We start from the raw sequence: 17,313 nt of genomic DNA on the forward strand, positions 1-17,313 counted from the left end.
CCTCAAGCCTTCTCGGTGGCGCGGACCGCGTCGATCATCGGCTTGGCACCGGGCGTGGTCTCGGCGAACTTGTCCCACAGCGGTTGCACACGCTCCCGGAAGGCGGCCCGGTCGCAATCATGAACTGCGACGCCCTTGGTCTTGAGCTCTTCCACGGCATCGTTCTCCGCAGTCGCCGCCCGCTTGAACCAGTCGTCGGTGGCCTCGCGGACCGCGCGCAGCAATCCGTCCCGCTGGTCTGTCGGCAGGCGCTTCAACGTACGATCGCTGACGAAGGCGCCGAACGGGGTGTGGATGTGGCGGGTATAGGTGAAGATCTTCGCCGTCTCATAGAACTTGGCGGACAGGATGGTGGGCGCGTCGTGCTCCATGCCGTCGATCACGCCCGCCTGCAGACCGGTATAGATCTCGCCGAACGCCATCGGCGTGGCTGCGGCGCCCATGAGTCGAACAGTCTCGGTCACCATGGGACTCGGCAGGCAGCGGATCTTGTGTCCCGCCAGATCCGCCGGCTCGTTGAAGGCGAACTTGGTGATGAAATTGCGCGCGCCGATGTTGCGGCCCCAGGCGGGGAAATGCGTGCCGGCCTTTTCCACCAGCAGCTGCTGCAGCCCGGCACCGGCTGGCGTGGCGGTGGCGCGCAGCAGGTGATCGTAGTCCTGGAACAGGAAGCCCAGGTCGAACACGCCGAATTCCGGGACAAGGTTGGTCCAGATCGAGGCGCCGACCAGCATGGCGTCGACCACGCCGAGCTTGACCTGGTTGGCGACGTCCGCCTCCTGGCCCAGCTGGTTGTCGGGGAAGAACTGTGTGGTGACGGCGCCGCCCGTGGCCGCCTGGAGGCGCGGGACGAACAGGTCGTACCAGATGCGCGCCGTCGAGAACTTCGGATCGTTCGGGTAGGAGGTCGAGATCTTGAGCGTGGTCGCAGCCTGGGCGCGGCCGATGATGGCGGGCGCCGCGACGGCAACGGCGGAGGCGGCAACGAAGGCGCGGCGAGACAGAAAGCTGTTCATTTTTCTTGTCTTTCTTCTGGCGGGGTTGCTTCAGAGCACGGCGAGCATGCCGCCGTCGACGTAGATGATCTGGCCGTTCACATAGTCCGATGCGGCCGAGGCGAGGAACACGGCGGTGCCGATGAGTTCCTCAGGTCTCCCCCAGCGCCGCGATGGCGTGCGGCCCGTGACCCAGGCGTTGAACTTGGGGTCGTCGACAAGCGCCTGGTTCATGTCGGTCAGCATGTAGCCCGGGCCGATCGCGTTGGCCTGGATGCCGTGCGGGGCCCATTCGGCGGTCATGGCACGCGTCAGCATCTTGATGCCGCCTTTGGCGACCGTGTAGGGCGCGACGGTCGCGCGCGCCGCGTCGCTGGTGAGCGAGCCGATATTGATGATCTTGCCTCGGCCGCGCGGGATCATGCGCCGGGCCGCCTCGCGCCCGATGACGAAGGCGCTCGTCAAGTTGGTCTCGATCACGCGGCGCCAGTCGGCCGTGTCGAGCTCGACCATCGGCCGGCGGAACTGGATGCCCGCGTTGTTGACCAGGATGTCGACCGCGATGCCCTGCGCGTCGAGTGCTTCGAACGCGGCAATGACCGCCGCTTCGTCGGTCACGTCGAAGCAAGCCTCGTGGACCGTGCGGCCGGCCGTGCGCATCTCGGCCGCGGCTTCACGCAGGCGCCCGGCATCGGCGCCGTTCAGCACCACGGCGGCGCCGGCCTCGGCCAGACCCTCCGCCATGGCGCGGCCGAGGCCGCGCGACGAGCCGGTGACGAGGGCGGTCCGCCCTGTGAGATCGAAGAGCTGGCCTTTCATGGCGGTCACGCCTCCGACCGGCGGACGATGAGGTCCGGCCGCTCGAACACGGCCGACAGCAGCTCGGTGCCGAGGCCCGGGCCCTCCATCGGCAGGACATAGCCGTCCTGGATGACCGGCAGGATGGTGACGAGCTCCTTGTACCAGCCGGTATAGAAGGCGCGCACGCTCTCCTGGATGAGCGTGTTGGGCTGGCTGAACGAGGCGTGGATGCCGGCGATGAAGCCCACCGGGCCGATGCAGTCATGCGGCGCGAACGGCCGGTGATAGGTGTCGGCCATGGAGGCGATCTTGCGGCCTTCGGTCAGGCCGCCGGTCCAGCACAGGTCGGCCATCACCACATGCATGGCATCGCGGTCCAGCATGTCCTTGTAGGGGAAGCGGCTGCCGAGCGTCTCGCTGGCGCAGGTCCACACGCTGGTCGAGCGCGCGTATTCGGCCAGCGCCTGCGGCGAGTTCATGCGGATCGGATCCTCGTACCAGGTCGGATTGTACTGCTCGAGGATCTTGGCCAGCTTCTTCGCCATGGGCAGGTTCCAGAGCGAGTGGAACTCGACCATGATCTCCATCTTGTCGCCGACGGCGCGGCGGATCTTCTCGAACGGCTCGAGCGCCGCCTTGAGCTGGTCCGGCGTGATGTAGAGGCCGTCGTTTTCCATGGCCGCCGGATCGAACGGCCAGATCTTCATGGCGGTGATGCCGGATTCGAGCAGGCTCTCGGCGACCGCGTCGGCTCGCGTCATGAAGCCGTTCAGGTCTTCATAGGGACCGGCCGCAGCGCTCTCTTTCCGGTTCCAGTTCGACACCGGCTTGATGTTGGTCGAGCGAACATAGGCGTAGCCGGCGCAGGTGTTGTAGACCCGCTGCTTCGGCCGGCAGAGCCCGCCCAGCATCTGGTGGACCGGCTGGTTGCACAGCTTGCCGAACGCGTCCCAAAGCGCGATGTCGATCGCGGATGCCGCGCGATACTCGACGCCCGTGCTCGACTGCGCCATCGGCAGGTTCAGCATGTCGCGATGGATCGCTTCGATATGGAGCGCGTTGCGGCCGATGAGGCGGCCGGCCAGCGTGTCGTGGATATGCGCCTCGACGGCGCCGGCGCCGTAGAAGGTCTCGCCGAGCCCGATCACGCCGCCGTCCGTATGGACGCGGACCCAGAGCACATTGGCGAACTCCTCGGTCCGCAGCGTCTCGATAGCGGTGATCTTCATCGGCATCCTCCCAATTCGTTCAGGGGCGGCGTGCGCGTCCAGAACCGTGCCGCCGCCCGATCGCACCACGCTAGCCCGTGATGTGAAATATCACAATATATTATCTGTGACGCAATCGAAAGTCGGCGGTTTCCCGCGGAATTAAGGGGCGCGGCCTTGCCGATGTCACACCAAATGTTCCCTTTATGTTCTATAATCCCGCCCGGCATGGATGAGGAGGATGGGATGGGCACCCATGAGATCGTTGGCGGCCTGCTCGCGGTGAAGGCGGCGATCGACATGGTGCGGTCGCTCGGCGGTTTGCTGCGCTGGCGAAAGGACCCGGCCGACCTGGTGCCGGTTTATCGGCTGACGGCGAAGCGGCCGCCGCCCGGCGATTGATCGGCGGGGGACGGCCGTTCGCGGAACGGCGGGCGCCGGGGCGTCCCGGGCAGGCGGCGAGATCGCTCTACCGGACGTTCAGTGCCGGTTCCTGCTTCATTTTGCAATGCACAAATATCCACGAAGAACTTGTCGGACATCCGCAGTAATGTGAGAAGAAGGCAAATTCCTGCTTTCTTAAATCTCGAACTTATCTTGTCGATGATCTTGACAGCCGGGGCGCGCATGTCACTCTAGACCGACCAGTCGGTTTTCGGGTTCAGCGTGTGACCAAACTCGTTCGCCAACCGCAAGAGAGAAGCCGCCAGACGCGCGATCTGCTGATCGAGGCCACGCTCGACTGCCTGCAGGAGTTCGGCTTCCACGGGGCGAGCCTGTCGCGGATCCTCGAGCGTGCCGGCGTGTCCAAGGGCACCTGGGCGCATCATTTCGCGACCCGGAACGAGCTCATCGCGGCGGCGGCCGAGATCATGATCACCGACACGCGCCGGGCGGCCGACGAGTTCGCGGCGTCCGAACGCCAGCAGGACCCGGTGCTGATCGAGAAGATCTGGCAGAAATTCTACCAGAGCCGCTATCGCGACGTGCTGTTCGAGCTGACCGTCGCGTGCCGGACCGAGGCAGACCTGCATCGGCGGCTCGAGCCGGTGTTTGCCGGCTTGGTCGGCGGCATCCGGGCGGCCTGGGGAGGTGACGGCGACGGCGAGGCGCAGAACCTCTCGGCCAATATCGCGATGATGACGGTCTACATGCTCCGCGGCATGGCGGTGCAGGACATGCTGGCGAGCGATCCGGTCGGCGGCGCCGCGCTCAGGCGGCTTTGGTCCGATCTGATGCGGCCGTTCATGACGGCGCCGATGCCGCACGAGGCCGAGGCGGCGGTGGAGCTGATGAAGGACTAGCCCGGCAGAGACCGGGCGGCGCTAGAGGACGGCATACGGCTTCAAGAGAAAGCCGATGCCGGGGTGGACCAGGGTTCGGACGGCAAGACAGGGACGCGGCAAACGCGCCTGACAGGGGGGATGACATGGGAAGACGTCAACAGGATTTGGCGGTCCGCGGCTTGGTGTGGGGCGTGAGCGCCGTGGCTCTCCTCGGCGCCTCAGGTCTGGCGCACGCAGAGGATTTCACGCTTGGCGACTGGCAAGGCAGCTTGGACACGACGGTTTCGATCGGCGTGCTCAATCGGGTGCAGGGCCGCAACCCGGACCTGATCGGCCGGGCCAACGGCGGCCGAGGACCCAGCACGAACCAGGACAACGGCGACCTCAACTACGGCACGGGACCGGTGTCGGCGCCGCTCCGCGCGACCGAGGAATTGAAGCTCGACCGGAACGACTTGGGATTCTTCGCCCGGGCGACCGAGTTCGTCGACTTTGTCAACTACGACGCGCACAACACCGATTTCATGCCGCTGTCGCATGAGGCGGTGAACCAGGCCGGCTTCGGCGGCCGGCTGCTCGACGCTTATGGCTACGGCCATTTCGACGTGTTCGACCACCGGTTCGACGCCCGCATCGGCCGCATGGCGCTGAACTGGGGCGAGAGCACGTTCATTCCCGGCGGCATCAACGCGTTCAATCCGTTCGATGTGACTGCGCTGCGCTCGCCGGGCTCCGAGCTGCGCGAGGCGATCCTGCCGATCCCGGTCACGGATTTCTCGACCAGTATCACCAAGGACCTGTCGATCGAGGCGTATTACCAGTGGCAGTGGCAGAAGACCGACATCGATCCGAACGGAACCTATTTCTCGACCAACGACCTTGCGTCGCCCGGCAGCAACTATGTGACCTTGAACGGCGACACTTTCGCCGACCGGCGGTTCGCGCCCGACCAGCCGCTCATCCCGGGCTTCGTCAATATCCCGGGCAATCTGGTGACGCCGCGCAGCCTCGATCACGAGCCCAGCAACTGGAACCAGTATGGCGCTGCGCTGCGCTACACGGCGTCCTGGCTCAATGCGACGGAGTTCGGCGCCTACTACGTCCAGGCCGCTAGCAACCTGCCGGTGCTGAGCTACCAGTCCGGCAGCCAGGCCGCGAGCCTCGCCGGCATCGGCAAGGGGCTGTCCCAGGTCATAGGCGGTATCGGCAAGGCGCTCGCGACGGATCCGGCGCTGGTCGGGCCGATCTTCGCCAATGCCAACACCATCGTCGGCACATACGGCCTGCAGAGCGCCGGCGAGGCGGCGAACTACTACGTGAGCTACCCGCAGACCATCAAGACCTCGGCGGTCAGCTTCAGCACCCAGATCGGCGACTGGTCGTTCCAGGGCGAATATTCCTACAAGCGCGACGTGCCGCTGCAGATCAACTTCGCCGATGTCATCCAGGCGGGCCTGGCGCCGACCTTTGTCGATCTGGGCAAGGCCTCGGGTTCGGCTGCGACGCTGAACGCGATCCTGGCCGGGCTCAACACCAATACGCTCATCCGGCGCGCGGGCGGCATCACGGCCGCGAACTACACCAAGTTCTATAACTACAACTGGCAGGGCTACGAGAAGCACGACGTCCAGCAGCTGCAGATGACGGCCACCAAGGTCATGGGGCCGCATATCGGCGCCGATCAGCTGGTGTTCATAGGCGAGGTGGGCGCCGACTACGTGCCGAGCCTCGAAAGCCACGAGGACCTGCCGTTCAACGGACCGAACACGCCGGTGAGCGGCAATCCGTTCTATCCGAATACGGCGCCAAGCGACGTCCAGCACGGCGGCTTTCCGACCAAGTTCTCCTGGGGCTATCGCCTGCGCCTGCAGGCGGACTATCTGGCCGCGATCGGCCCGGTCAACCTGAGGCCGGAGATTTCCTTCGCCCACGACATCAATGGCATCTCGCCGGGGCCGGGACCCGGCAACTTCATCGCCGGCCGCAAGGCAGTCGAGCTTGGCCTGCAGGCGACCTATCAGAACCGCTGGGCGGCCGAGATCTCCTACACGAACTACTTCGGCGGCAAAGGCCAGGATCTGTTGACCGACCGCGACTTCGTGGCGCTCAACGTCAAATATTCGTTCTAAGAAAGAATGATCCCGAGGGAGGGACGGTCGATGACCTCTGTTTTGAAGAACTACCGTGCGGCGTTGCTGGCATCGGCGCTGGCTTTCATTGCCGTCCCGGCGATGGCTGAGACCGCGGCCGATCTCGGCAAGACGCTGACGGCGATGGGCGCCGTCAAGGCGGGCAATGCCGACAACACGATCCCGGCCTATGACGGCGGCATCGCAACGCCGCCGGCGGGCTACAAGCCGGGCGATCATCTGGCCGACCCGTTCGCCGCCGAAAAGCCGCTTGCCAAGATCGACGCCAGCAACATGGCGAAGGTCGCGGACAAGCTGACCGACGGCCAGAAGGCCATGCTGCAGCGCTATCCGGACTTCTACCTCAACATCTATCCGACCCACCGCACCTCAGCCGTGCCCAAGGCGATCGAGGAGGCGACGATCGCGAACGCCTCGACCGCCAAGCTGACCGAGGACGGCAACGGCGTGCTTGGCGCCAAGCGCGGCGTGCCGTTCCCGATCCCGCACAACGGGCTCGAAGCGATCTGGAACCATCTGCTGCGGTTCGCGGGCTTCTCGACGCACCGCACGATCCTGCAGGTCAACCCGACCGAGAGCGGCGACTACACGCCGATCACGATCGACGAGACGGTGCTGTTCTCCTATTCGTCCGGGCTCGATACCGGCAACATCCAGACCTATTTCCTGCAGGCGGTCACTGGTCCCGCGCGCCTCGCGGGCGAGGTGCTGCTGGTGCACGAGACGATCAACCAGGTCGCCGAACCGCGCCAGGCCTGGACCTACAACCCCGGCCAGCGCCGGGTGCGCCGCGCGCCGAACGTTGCCTACGACAATCCGGGCACGGCGTCGGACGGGCTCAGGACCAACGATCAGCTGGGCCTCTTCAACGGCTCGCCCGACCGGTACGACTGGAAGCTCATCGGCCGCAAGGAGATATATGTCCCGTACAACAACTACAAACTCTCCTCCGACCAGGTGAAGAGCTCGGACGCGATCAAGCCGAAGCACCTCAATCCGGACCTGCTGCGCTTCGAACTGCATCGCGTCTGGGTCGTCGAGGCGACCGTGAAGCCGGGCGTCAGCCACCTCTATGCCCGGCGTGTCTTCTATATCGACGAGGACAGCTGGCAGATCCTGACGACCGACTGCTACGACCAGCGCGGCCAGCTCTGGCGCGTCGGCGACAGCTACGGCCTCGAATATTGGCAGGTGCCGGTCTATCGCACCGGCGTCGATTCGATCTACGACCTGCAGTCCGGCCGCTATACCGCGATCGGCTTCTACAACGAGAGCGCGCCGCCGGACTTCAGCGTCAAGCTGACGCCGGACGATTTCACCCCGGAAACGCTCAGGAACGCCGGTGTTCGCTGAGTTCATCAGACGCTCGTCTCTCGTCGTTGCGGTCCTGATCCTCGGCTGCGGCATGGCCGCGGCCGAGGATCACCCGCCGGTTCCCGCCGAACGCGTGCCGCTCGCGGCCCAAAGCTTGCTGCAGGGCGTTGCCAGGGCCGGTCAGTCGCTGGTCGCGATCGGCGAGCACGGCATCATCCTCATCTCGCATGACGACGGGCAAAGCTGGACCCAGCAGCAGAGCCCGACCGACGTGCTGCTGACCGCGGCCAGCTTCGCCGATGACCGTCACGGCCTTGTCGTCGGCCATGACGGCACGATCCTCAGGACCGCGGACGGCGGCCAGCAATGGCAACTGGTCCAGCGCGACCTCGATGCGGGGCCGCTCCTGACCGTGGCGCTCGCCGCCGACGGCCAACACGGCGTCGCCGGTGGCGCCTACGGCCTGCTGCTCGTGACCGCGGACGGCGGGGCGACCTGGCGGAAGGCGAAGGTCACCGACGACACGGCCGACGAGGATGCCGACGGCGAGGGCAGCGACGCCCATCTCTATGCCGCGGCTCTGCCGGCACCCGACCGCTGGGTCGTGGTGGGCGAGGCGGGCCGCATCATCACCAGTCGCGACCAGGGGGCGACCTGGCAGGTCGTGAAGGCGCCCTATAACGGGTCCTATTTCGGCGTGCTCGCGAAGTCGCCGGACGATTGGCTCATTTTCGGATTGGAAGGCAAGATGCTCGAGACGGCTGACGCCGGCGCCACCTGGCAGCCGATCGAGACCGGGCAGAGTTCCGGCCTGACCTCGGTCGGGCAGTTGAACGACGGCCGCCTGGTCGCGGTCGGGCTCAACGGCACGATCCTGGTCGAGGACCAGCCGCACGGCCACTTCCTGCTGCGCACGCTCAAGACGCCGACCGCCTTGACCGGCGTCCTGCCGATCGACGGCGTCGCGGTCCTGACCGGCGAGCGGGGAGCGAGCCTGCTCGACGCGACCACGCTCCGGGCGACCCCCTGATGCCCAAGAAGATTTTCATCCATCGCCTCGGCCATGGGCTGTTCACCTATCGCCGGACCGTGCTGGTGCTGTTCGCGCTTGTCACGCTGGCGCTCGGCTGGGCCGCGTCCACGCTCCGGATCGACGCGTCGTTCGAGAAGACGTTGCCCGAGGCCCATCCCTACATGGCGACGTTCAAGCAGTTCCAGCAGCAGTTCGGCGGCGCCAACCGCATCCTGATTGCGCTGCACTCGAAAAGCGGCTCGATCCTGACGCCTGAATTTCTCGATGTGCTGAAGAAGGCGACCGAGGAAACCTATTTCATTCCCGGTGTCGACCGGTCGCGCGTGACCTCGATCTTCACGCCTAACGTCCGTTTCATCGAGATCGTGCGCGACGGCTTCGCCGGCGGCAATGTCGTGCCCGGTACCTTCAAGGCGACGCCCGAGGGCATCGAGGAGGTGCGCAAGAATATCCTGAAGTCCGGGCAGCTGGGCCGGCTGGTCTCGGCCGATTTTTCGAGCGCCATGATCTCGGCCGAGCTCGTCGACCGGGACCCCGCGACCGGCGAAAAGCCGGACGTGTTCAAGGTCGCGGCCGCCCTCGAGCAGAACCTGCGCAGCAAGTACGACGGGCCGGTCGCCGACGTGCATATCCTGGGCTTCGCCAAGGTCATGGGCGACATCGCCGATGCCGCGGGCGGCGTGCTGAAGTTCTTCGCGCTCGCGTTCCTCATCACCGCCGGCATCGTGACACTCTACGGCCGGTCGCTCGCGCTCACCGTGACGCTGCTCGGCGTCTCCGTCGTCACCGTGATCTGGCAGCTGGGGCTGCTGTCGTTGCTGGGTTTCGGCATCGATCCGCTGTCGATCCTGGTGCCGTTCCTGGTCTTCGCCATCGCGATCAGCCATGGCGTCCAGAACATCGGCACCCTGACGCAGGAGATGGCCAAGGGCCACGATGTCCGGGCCGCGAGCCTCGCGGGCTTCAACCGCCTGCTGGTGCCGGGCGTGGCTGCACTCGTCGCCGACGCGCTGGGCTTCCTCACCATCACGCTCATCGACGTGCCGTCGATCCGCGAACTCTCGATCGCCGCAAGCCTCGGCATGGTGCTGATCATCGCGACCCATCTCTTCGTGCTGCCGCTGCTCATGAGCCTGCTGCCGCTCGGGCCCGAGTACAGGCACCGGATGGCCAGGACCTATGGTCGGCTCGACGGCGTCTGGCGGGCGATCTCCGTGCTGGCGACACCCAAGGGCGCCATCCCCGCCGTCGCGATCGCGGTCGCCGTGTTCGGTTTTGCCTCGGTCGGGGCCAAGCACCGGGCGGTCGGCGACATCGACGCGGGCGTGCCGGAATTGTGGGGCGACAGCCGCTATAACCAGGACGCGGCCTTCATCACCAAGACCTTCGCGATCGGTGTCGACATCATCCAGGTGATCGCCCAGGGCCCGAAGAACGGCTGCGTCGATCATTCGGTGGTCGAGGCGATCGACCGGTTCGACTGGCACATGCGCAATGTCGCGGGCGTGCGCTCGACCCTGTCGCTGCCGATGGCGATGAAGCTCGTCAATGCCGGCTGGAACGAGGGCAATCCGAAATGGCGCGAGCTGCCGCGCGACAGCCGCGTGCTGGTGCGCGCCTCGGCGCCGATCGAGACTTCAACCGGGCTCCTGAACGATGATTGCTCGGTCATGCCGATCATCATGTTCACGGTCGACCACAAGGCCGAGACGATCGATCGGGTGACGAACGCGGTCGAGGCCTGGACCAAGGCCAACCCCTCGTCCAAGGTCAGCTTCCGGCTGGCGACCGGTAACGTCGGCGTCATGGCGGCGACCAACCAGACCGTCCGCGCGGCCGAGACGCCGATGCTGCTCTATGTCTATGGCGTGGTGCTCGCGTCCTGTCTCGTCATGTTCCGGGGCGTGGCACCCTCGGTCTGCGTCATCATCCCGCTCATCCTGGTCTCGGTGCTGACCGACGCGATCATGGCGCTGCTCGGCATCGGGCTGAAGACCTCGACCTTGCCGGTCGCTGCGCTCGGCGTCGGCATCGGCGTCGACTACGGCATGTACATGTTCAGCCGCCTGAATTCCCATCTGGGCGGCGGCCGCGGCTTCGCCGAAGCCTATCTGCAGACGCTGCGCGAGACCGGCAGCTCGATCCTCCTGACCGGCCTCACGCTTGCCGCCGGCACCTGCACCTGGATCCTGTCGGGCTTGCGCTTCCAGGCGGACATGGGTCTGCTGCTCACCTTCGTGTTCATCGCGAACATGTTGGGCGCGGTGCTGCTGTCGCCGGCCATCGCCGGTCTCATCGACCGAGTCCGCCCGTTCCGTCGGGTCGAAGGTGTCGTTGGCCACTGACCCCGGAGGGCAGGGCACGTGCAGGTCAGCGCGTGCCCGTCGCCCCGACGGCGGCCGCTTCTGGGACGCAGCCGACCGCCGCCAGAGCTGAGGTTGCGGCGCGGCTGTAGGCGTCCAGCGAATAGACCGCCGAGACATGCGCGCGCGACGCCTCGCCGATCGCGCGCCGGAGTGCCGGATCTTCGAGCCGGCGCAGCCACGCCGCCGCGGCGTCGATGCGCGCGTCGGCCCATTCGGAGGTGGCGCCGGCATAGGCCTCGCGCTGATCGCGCACCGGGATCAGGTCATAGGGCACAAGGCAGCCGATCTCCTCGGTCATGAAATCCATGTTGCTCGACCAGGCGGTCGCCACGACCGGCTTGCTGAGCAGCATCGCCTCGACAAGCGGAATGCCGAAGCCCTCGGCGCGATGCAGCGAGAGGAAGATGTCGGCGCGACGCAGCAATGCGCCATAGCTGCCGGGCGGCAGGGCACCGTGGAACAACGTGATGTTGCGGGCACCGTCGATCGCCGCCGCGAGCCGCTCGCGCTCGCCCGGCGCTAGATCATATCCGCCGGCCTTGATGACGAGCCGCACGTCGCTCCGGTCGCCGAACGCCGCGCGGAACGCCGCGACGGCGCCAAGAGGATTCTTTCGCTCGAAGCCCGAGTCGTATGAAAAGACGACGAGCACGACCAAGGTCTCGGCCGGCACGTCCCACCAGTCCGGCAGGTCACCCACAGCCGGCGCCGAGACCAGATGCGGCACGATGTGCAGCGGGGCCGGGTGACCTTCGCTCTCCAGGGCATCCGCCGTGAAGCGGCTCGGTGCCCAGATCTGGTGGACATGGGGCAGGGCGTGGCGCCAATGCGCCGGTATCTCTGCCAGCTCCCAGTTCCAATAGGCAATAAGCGGGCGCCCTCCAACCTGGCGGTGGAGCCGCAGCAGGACCGATTGATACTCGGGCGGATTGAGATGGACGATGAGCGGGCCGCCGGCGTCGCCGTCGATGACGTCGTGCCCGGCCGACAAGGGCGGCAGGTCGAGTCGGGCATTCCGGGCCTCAGTCACGTCGATCGTGCCGACTTCGTACCCGAGCGCTGCCAGATGCAGGGCGCATTGCCGGGCTCCGTGGCCGAGCCCGGTCGAGGAGCGGAGCAGGCCAGCGACGGTGATCCGCCGGGTTTGGGGCCAGGGCTGATCGAGGCGGGCCCGCGGCACGCGAATGGCGATCAGCAGGTCACGGATGCGCACAAGCACAGAGCGCGGAAGGATCCTGCGGAGAAGCGGGCGCGACAAGTTCGGGACCAATTTGCGGCTCAAGCACCCGCTGGCTAAAGGTTTGCCGACATCCGGCGGCGGATGAGCTCGGCCTCGACCAGCTTCTCGACCAGGGTCGGCATCTTGACCGTCGCGGTCCAGCCAAGCAGCCGTTCCGCCTTGGCCGGATTGCCGACGCTCAGCGAAATGTCCGACGGCCGCATGAAGGCCTGATTGCTCTCGACATGCTTGGTCCAGTCGAGGCCGAAGCAGCGGAAGGCAGCCTCGACGAAATCCTGCAGCCGGACCGGCATGCCGGTCGCGATCACGAAATCCTCCGGCTGGTCATGCTTCAGCATGCGCGCCATGGCATCGACATAGTCGGGCGCCCAGCCCCAATCGCGCGTCAGGTCGAGCGCGCCCAGCGTCAGCCGATCGGTCTTGCGCTGGGCGATGTCGGCGGCGCCCCGCACGATCTTCTGGGTGACGTAGCGGGTCGGCCGCAGCGGCGATTCGTGGTTGAACAGCAAGCCTGAGCAGGCGAACAGACGGTAGGCCTCGCGATAGTTGGCGACGGCCCAGAACGAGGCGGCCTTGCCGACGGCATAGGGGCTGCGCGGGTGGAACGGCGTCCGCTCGTCGGCGGGCGTGTCCGTGTTGCCGAAGCACTCGCTGGAGGATGCGTTGTAGAAGCGCGTCTCGAGGCCGAGGAAGCGGATCGCCTCGAGAATGTTGATCGTGCCGTGCATGATGCTGTCGATCGTCTCGACCGGCTGCTGAAACGACAGGCCGACCGAGGACTGGGCCGCGAGATTGAAGATCTCCGACGGCTGGACGGTCTGCACGACCTGCGCGACGCTACGGAACTCGGCCATGGCGGCGGAATGGAGCCGGACCTGGTCCAGGATGCCGAGCACGCGCAGGCTCGTAAACGCACTGCCGTCCACGTCGCGCGATGTGCCGTGCACCGCGTAGCCCTGGTCGAGCAGCAGCTTCGCGAGGTAGGCGCCGTCCTGGCCCGAGATGCCGAAGATGAGGGCGGTGCGGGGTGCCGGCTTCATTTGGGTTGCCGCCGCTCGTAGGTTAGGCGCGCGATTGGTCCTGTCACATTCCCTCCTGGTCGTCGCTCGTCGGTCGAACATCGGCTCGACGGAGTCGGCGTTAGCATAGTCGAATCAGGATGTCGCGGAAGAATTTCGCGCGCCCGTCCTTGCTATCCTATGCAATCTCTTGCTGTGGCCATCTTGAGGTTGCCGAAAAATCCGGATCGCGTCGCCAATCGCCGTCCAAGACTTGATCGGCAGGAATGCGCCCATTATCGTTTTGTTAAAGAGGGTAGCTAAGCCCTGCGATAAAATAGATTAAATCAAAAAATAGGGAGGCGCCGGGCGTGCGGCTCGTAAAACAACCAGATAGCCGGTGTCTTCGTTCAACGGGGCCAGGGTCGTGTCTCGATAATAGGGCAACGGCCCGCGGGTCATGAAGTTCATCCTGCATACACCAATCGGCGAGCAGTCGGTCGAACGGAGCCTCGGCCGAGCGGAATACAGCTATTTCTTTGTGATGAAGGCATTCCGTCCTGCCCTTGAGCGGGTCGGAAAGGTTGTGGTCGTTGAAAATCCGGCGACCGATGTCGATCCGCTCTACGAGGAGGCGGTTGCCGCTGGCGAGGCGTGCGTCCATTTGTCCTTCACGCCGCCCCATCGGGCTCCGGTCGCGCTGAAATGTCCGACAGTCTCCATCCTTGCGTGGGAATTCAGCAACATTCCGGACGAGGTTTGGGGGGACGATCCACGGAGCGACTGGCGCTATGTGCTGGGGCGGCACGGCCGGACCATCGTGCTGTCGAGCTACACGGCCGAGGCGGTCCGTGTGGCCATGGGAGCCGACTTCCCGGTCGCGGCGATTGCAGCGCCCGTCTGGATCGGCAACCGGCCGGACTATCGTCCTGCGCGTCCATGGGTTGAGCCGATCGAGCTCGTCCTGCGTGGGCTTGTGGCCGACAGCCGTGCAGGGACGACCCGGGCGATTCCGGATCCGGAGCCGCCGCCCGAGGAGATTGGGGAGCCGGAACTCGTCTCTCCAGAGTCTGCCCCTACTACCCTGACTATGGACGCCGCCGAGCCGGAGCCATCTGCGGTCGCCGTCGTCGAGCCGGAGCCGTCGTGCCTCGATGTCTTCGAGCCGGCCCCCGTAACGCCGGTTCCAGTCGCGCCGGTCACGCCGCCGCGAAACATCCGCTACCGCCTGGGCGTCACGAAGCGCCACGCGCTGGAATGGTATCGCGAGGCGCTGAAAGACCTGATGCCGCGCCCGATCGCAATCGCGATCTCGCGCAGCGGCGGCTGGGCCGAGCGGGCCACCCACTGCTGGCTGGGGCCGGGCTGGCGCCCGCCGGCGCTGGTCGAAGTGCCGCCACCTCCACCCCCGCCGCCACCTCTGCCCCCCGTGGACCCGCCGCCGCCGGCCTTCGGCGTCACGCTCGGTGGCGTTGTCTATACGTCTGTCTTCAATCCGACGGACGGGCGGAAGAACTGGGTCGATCTGGTGACCGGCTTCTGCTGGGCATTCCGCGACGTCGACGATGCTGTCCTCGTCCTGAAGACGATCCACGTCGATGCGAGGGCTTATCTGCCGGCACTCGATGAGATCCTCGGAAAGCTGTCGCCCTTCAAATGCCGGGTGGTCACCGTCCAGAGCTTTCTTGCCGAGGCCGACTATCGCCGGCTTGTGGAGGCGACGAGCTTCTACGTGAACTGCTCGCACTGCGAGGGCCTGTGCCTGCCCCTGATGGAATTCATGGCGGCCGGTCGTCCCGTGATTGCGCCGCTCCATACGGCGATGGCGGACTACGTCGATACGGCGGTGGGCTTCACCGTCGACGCAAGCCTCGAAAACAACGTCTGGCCGCATGACCCCCGAGAGCTGTTCCGCACGCTCCGTTATCGGCTCAACTGGGGCTCGCTGTTGACTGCCTTTCGCGAGAGCTATCGCGTTGCGAAGGCTGAGCCAGATCGGTATGCGGTTCTCGGGGCTGCGGCCCGCGAGCGCATGCGGCGTATCGCTTCCGTCGAGACGGTGGAAGCCCAGCTGCGCGCATTCTTTGCCGCAGACCTGGCCGCGCCCATGCTGCCGTCCTTGCCGGCAGTCGCACCGATCGAGGATGACAATCTGATGGCGGTGGAAGTGTCATGATCTTCATTGTCCATTCCAAGACGAGTGCGGCCTCGGTCGGGCGTCAGCTCGGCGTTGCCGAATACAGCTATTATTTCGTGCTGAAGGAATTTCGGCCGCTGCTGGAGCGCCTCGGCATCGTCGTTGCCGTGGACGATCCCGAGATCGAGGTCGACCGCATCTATCAAAACGCGTTGAAGCACGGCGAGCGCTGCCTGTTCCTGTCCTTTTCTCCGCCGCAGCAGACGCCGGTCGGCAATCGTTGCCCGACGATCCCGATCTTTGCCTGGGAATTCGACACGATGCCGACCGAGCCGTTCGACGACGAGCCGCGCAACGACTGGCGCTTCGTCTTCAGTCGTCTGGGGCGGGCCATCACCCATTCGAACTTCACGGTCGACGTCGTGCGCGCGGTTATGGGGCCGGATTTTCCCATCGTGTCGATCCCGGCGCCCGTCTGGGACCGGCACGCGGCGCTCTATCATCGATCTCGCGGGCGCGTGGACGGGCAGGTCGGCGATCTTGCCATCAGTGGTACCGTCGTCGATTCCCGGCGGATCGACCTGGAGCTGTACACGCCCCAGCGTTACGCGGCCGGCAAATGCCCCGAGCCCGCGAGCATCGGTCTTCGGCCGGGCGAACGGCTCCGGCTCGACGGCATCGTCTATACTGCGGTCTTCTGCCCGTACGACGGACGGAAAAACTGGTTCGACATGGTGAGTGCCTTCTGCTGGACCTTTCGGGAGACGGAGGACGCGACCCTGGTGCTGAAGCTGACTCACCGGGATTCGCGCGACGCGCTGATCGAGATGTTGCGCTATCTGCGCAAGCTGACGCCATTCAAATGCCGCGTCGTGTTCATGGACAGCTACCTTACAGAGGCGGACTACCAGTCGCTGATGCTTGCGACGACCTACGTCGTCAATACCTCCCACGGCGAGGGGCAATGCCTGCCGCTCATGGAGTTCATGTCGGCCGGCCGGCCGGCGATCGCGCCGCGGAACTCGGCGATGCTCGACTACATCACGGAAGGCAATGCCTTCGTCGTGGCTTCCGACGTCGAACCCACACAATGGCCGCACGATCCGCGCGGGGCATATCGGACCTTCCGGCATCGGCTGGAGTTCGATTCTCTGATGGACGCCTATCGGCGCAGCTACGCACTCGCGACCGAACGGCCGGAAGCCTATGCCGCGATGAGTGCCTGCGCCTCGGCGCGGCTCGAGACCCATTGTTCGGAGCGGGTAGTCGCCGATCGACTGGTGCGCTTCCTGGGGCTCGACGTCGAGAAACGGGGGCAGGAGGTGGTCGGGCTCCGGGCCGCTTCATGATGCGACGCGCTTCAGGTGGCGCTAGCGAGGCCATGGCGAGGCCGTAGTGGAATAGCTTGGTTTATTTCGGGAAGCCGAGTTCATGGACTGTGCGGGCGCGCCCCCGCACCGCAGGCTGCAACCGGCACCGCAGGCTGCAAGCGGCCGGCACCAAGTGCTGGCGACGGGCGCAAGGTTTCGCTCGCACCTGCCCGTTGAACTACGATCGAGAGGACCGTAATAACCTGAAACGGCGCTCTATCGTAGGCTGCCTAATAAAACGTGGCATTCATCCGATGTTACTGTTTTGCGACATGTCGCAGTTATTTCGTCGTCCGTGATCAATCGATAGGCGATTGATCTGGCGCGGTTTTCCGGAGCGCTGAAGTAACTGGATTTGCAGGAAAGCCGTGTCAAGACGGCGGTTTTTCTGCGTTTTCGATTCCCCATTTCGGCG

At 65.7% G+C, this 17,313-nt stretch carries 13 protein-coding genes; 8 read left to right on the top strand and 5 right to left on the bottom strand.

Annotated elements, in window-relative coordinates; translation table 11 throughout:
* Positions 1-2 precede the first annotated feature (2 nt).
* Genes IEY58_RS30995 through IEY58_RS31005 form a run of 3 tightly spaced genes read right to left on the bottom strand, consistent with a single transcriptional unit; the run spans position 3 to position 3,025 of the window.
* Positions 3-1,016 (bottom strand): TRAP transporter substrate-binding protein, encoded by a 1,014-nt coding sequence (locus IEY58_RS30995; protein WP_189052048.1) that lies wholly within the window; start codon positions 1,014-1,016, stop codon positions 3-5.
* A 30-nt stretch (positions 1,017-1,046) separates the two neighbouring features.
* Positions 1,047-1,814: an SDR family oxidoreductase gene (locus IEY58_RS31000; RefSeq protein ID WP_189052049.1), complete on the bottom strand. Its 768-nt coding sequence runs from the start codon at positions 1,812-1,814 to the stop codon at positions 1,047-1,049.
* Positions 1,815-1,819: 5 nt separating this feature from the next.
* Positions 1,820-3,025, bottom strand: a complete 1,206-nt coding sequence (locus tag IEY58_RS31005) for a mandelate racemase/muconate lactonizing enzyme family protein (protein ID WP_189052050.1) — start codon at positions 3,023-3,025, stop codon at positions 1,820-1,822.
* Between the two features lie 225 nt (positions 3,026-3,250).
* On the opposite strand from IEY58_RS31005, the gene IEY58_RS31010 reads away from it, so the two are divergent.
* From IEY58_RS31010 to IEY58_RS31035, 6 genes are all read left to right on the top strand, one after another.
* On the top strand, positions 3,251-3,406 hold the full coding sequence (locus tag IEY58_RS31010; protein ID WP_189052051.1) for a hypothetical protein: 156 nt from the start codon (positions 3,251-3,253) through the stop codon (positions 3,404-3,406).
* A 266-nt stretch (positions 3,407-3,672) separates the two neighbouring features.
* On the top strand, positions 3,673-4,308 hold the full coding sequence (locus IEY58_RS31015) for a TetR/AcrR family transcriptional regulator (RefSeq protein ID WP_189052052.1): 636 nt from the start codon (positions 3,673-3,675) through the stop codon (positions 4,306-4,308).
* Positions 4,309-4,433: 125 nt separating this feature from the next.
* Positions 4,434-6,419 carry a DUF1302 domain-containing protein gene (locus IEY58_RS31020; RefSeq protein WP_189052053.1) on the top strand — a complete coding sequence of 662 codons (1,986 nt, stop codon included), beginning with the start codon at positions 4,434-4,436 and terminating at the stop codon, positions 6,417-6,419.
* Positions 6,420-6,449: 30 nt separating this feature from the next.
* Positions 6,450-7,793 (top strand): DUF1329 domain-containing protein, encoded by a 1,344-nt coding sequence (locus IEY58_RS31025; RefSeq protein WP_189052054.1) that lies wholly within the window; start codon positions 6,450-6,452, stop codon positions 7,791-7,793.
* Positions 7,783-8,784: a WD40/YVTN/BNR-like repeat-containing protein gene (locus IEY58_RS31030; RefSeq protein ID WP_189052055.1), complete on the top strand. Its 1,002-nt coding sequence runs from the start codon at positions 7,783-7,785 to the stop codon at positions 8,782-8,784. Before IEY58_RS31025 ends, IEY58_RS31030 begins: the two co-directional genes overlap by 11 nt.
* Positions 8,784-11,132 carry an efflux RND transporter permease subunit gene (locus IEY58_RS31035; protein ID WP_189052056.1) on the top strand — a complete coding sequence of 783 codons (2,349 nt, stop codon included), beginning with the start codon at positions 8,784-8,786 and terminating at the stop codon, positions 11,130-11,132. The genes IEY58_RS31030 and IEY58_RS31035 overlap by 1 nt, the downstream gene beginning before the upstream one ends.
* 25 nt (positions 11,133-11,157) lie before the next feature.
* On the opposite strand, the gene IEY58_RS31040 is transcribed toward IEY58_RS31035, so the two are convergent.
* Positions 11,158-12,372 (bottom strand): glycosyltransferase family 4 protein, encoded by a 1,215-nt coding sequence (locus IEY58_RS31040; protein ID WP_189052057.1) that lies wholly within the window; start codon positions 12,370-12,372, stop codon positions 11,158-11,160.
* 74 nt (positions 12,373-12,446) lie between these two features.
* Positions 12,447-13,433 carry a GDP-mannose 4,6-dehydratase gene (locus tag IEY58_RS31045; protein ID WP_189052058.1) on the bottom strand — a complete coding sequence of 329 codons (987 nt, stop codon included), beginning with the start codon at positions 13,431-13,433 and terminating at the stop codon, positions 12,447-12,449.
* Between the two features lie 418 nt (positions 13,434-13,851).
* Between IEY58_RS31045 and IEY58_RS31050 the strand changes: the two genes are divergently transcribed.
* Together IEY58_RS31050 and IEY58_RS31055 are read left to right on the top strand one after the other, a co-directional pair.
* On the top strand, positions 13,852-15,567 hold the full coding sequence (locus tag IEY58_RS31050; protein WP_189052059.1) for a glycosyltransferase: 1,716 nt from the start codon (positions 13,852-13,854) through the stop codon (positions 15,565-15,567).
* Complete coding sequence (locus IEY58_RS31055; RefSeq protein ID WP_189052060.1) at positions 15,564-16,877, top strand: glycosyltransferase family protein; 1,314 nt, start codon at positions 15,564-15,566, stop codon at positions 16,875-16,877. Before IEY58_RS31050 ends, IEY58_RS31055 begins: the two co-directional genes overlap by 4 nt.
* Positions 16,878-17,313 lie beyond the last annotated feature (436 nt).

It is taken from the genome of Aliidongia dinghuensis, from assembly GCF_014643535.1.
GTDB classification, from domain to species: Bacteria; Pseudomonadota; Alphaproteobacteria; order ATCC43930; family CGMCC-115725; genus Aliidongia; species Aliidongia dinghuensis.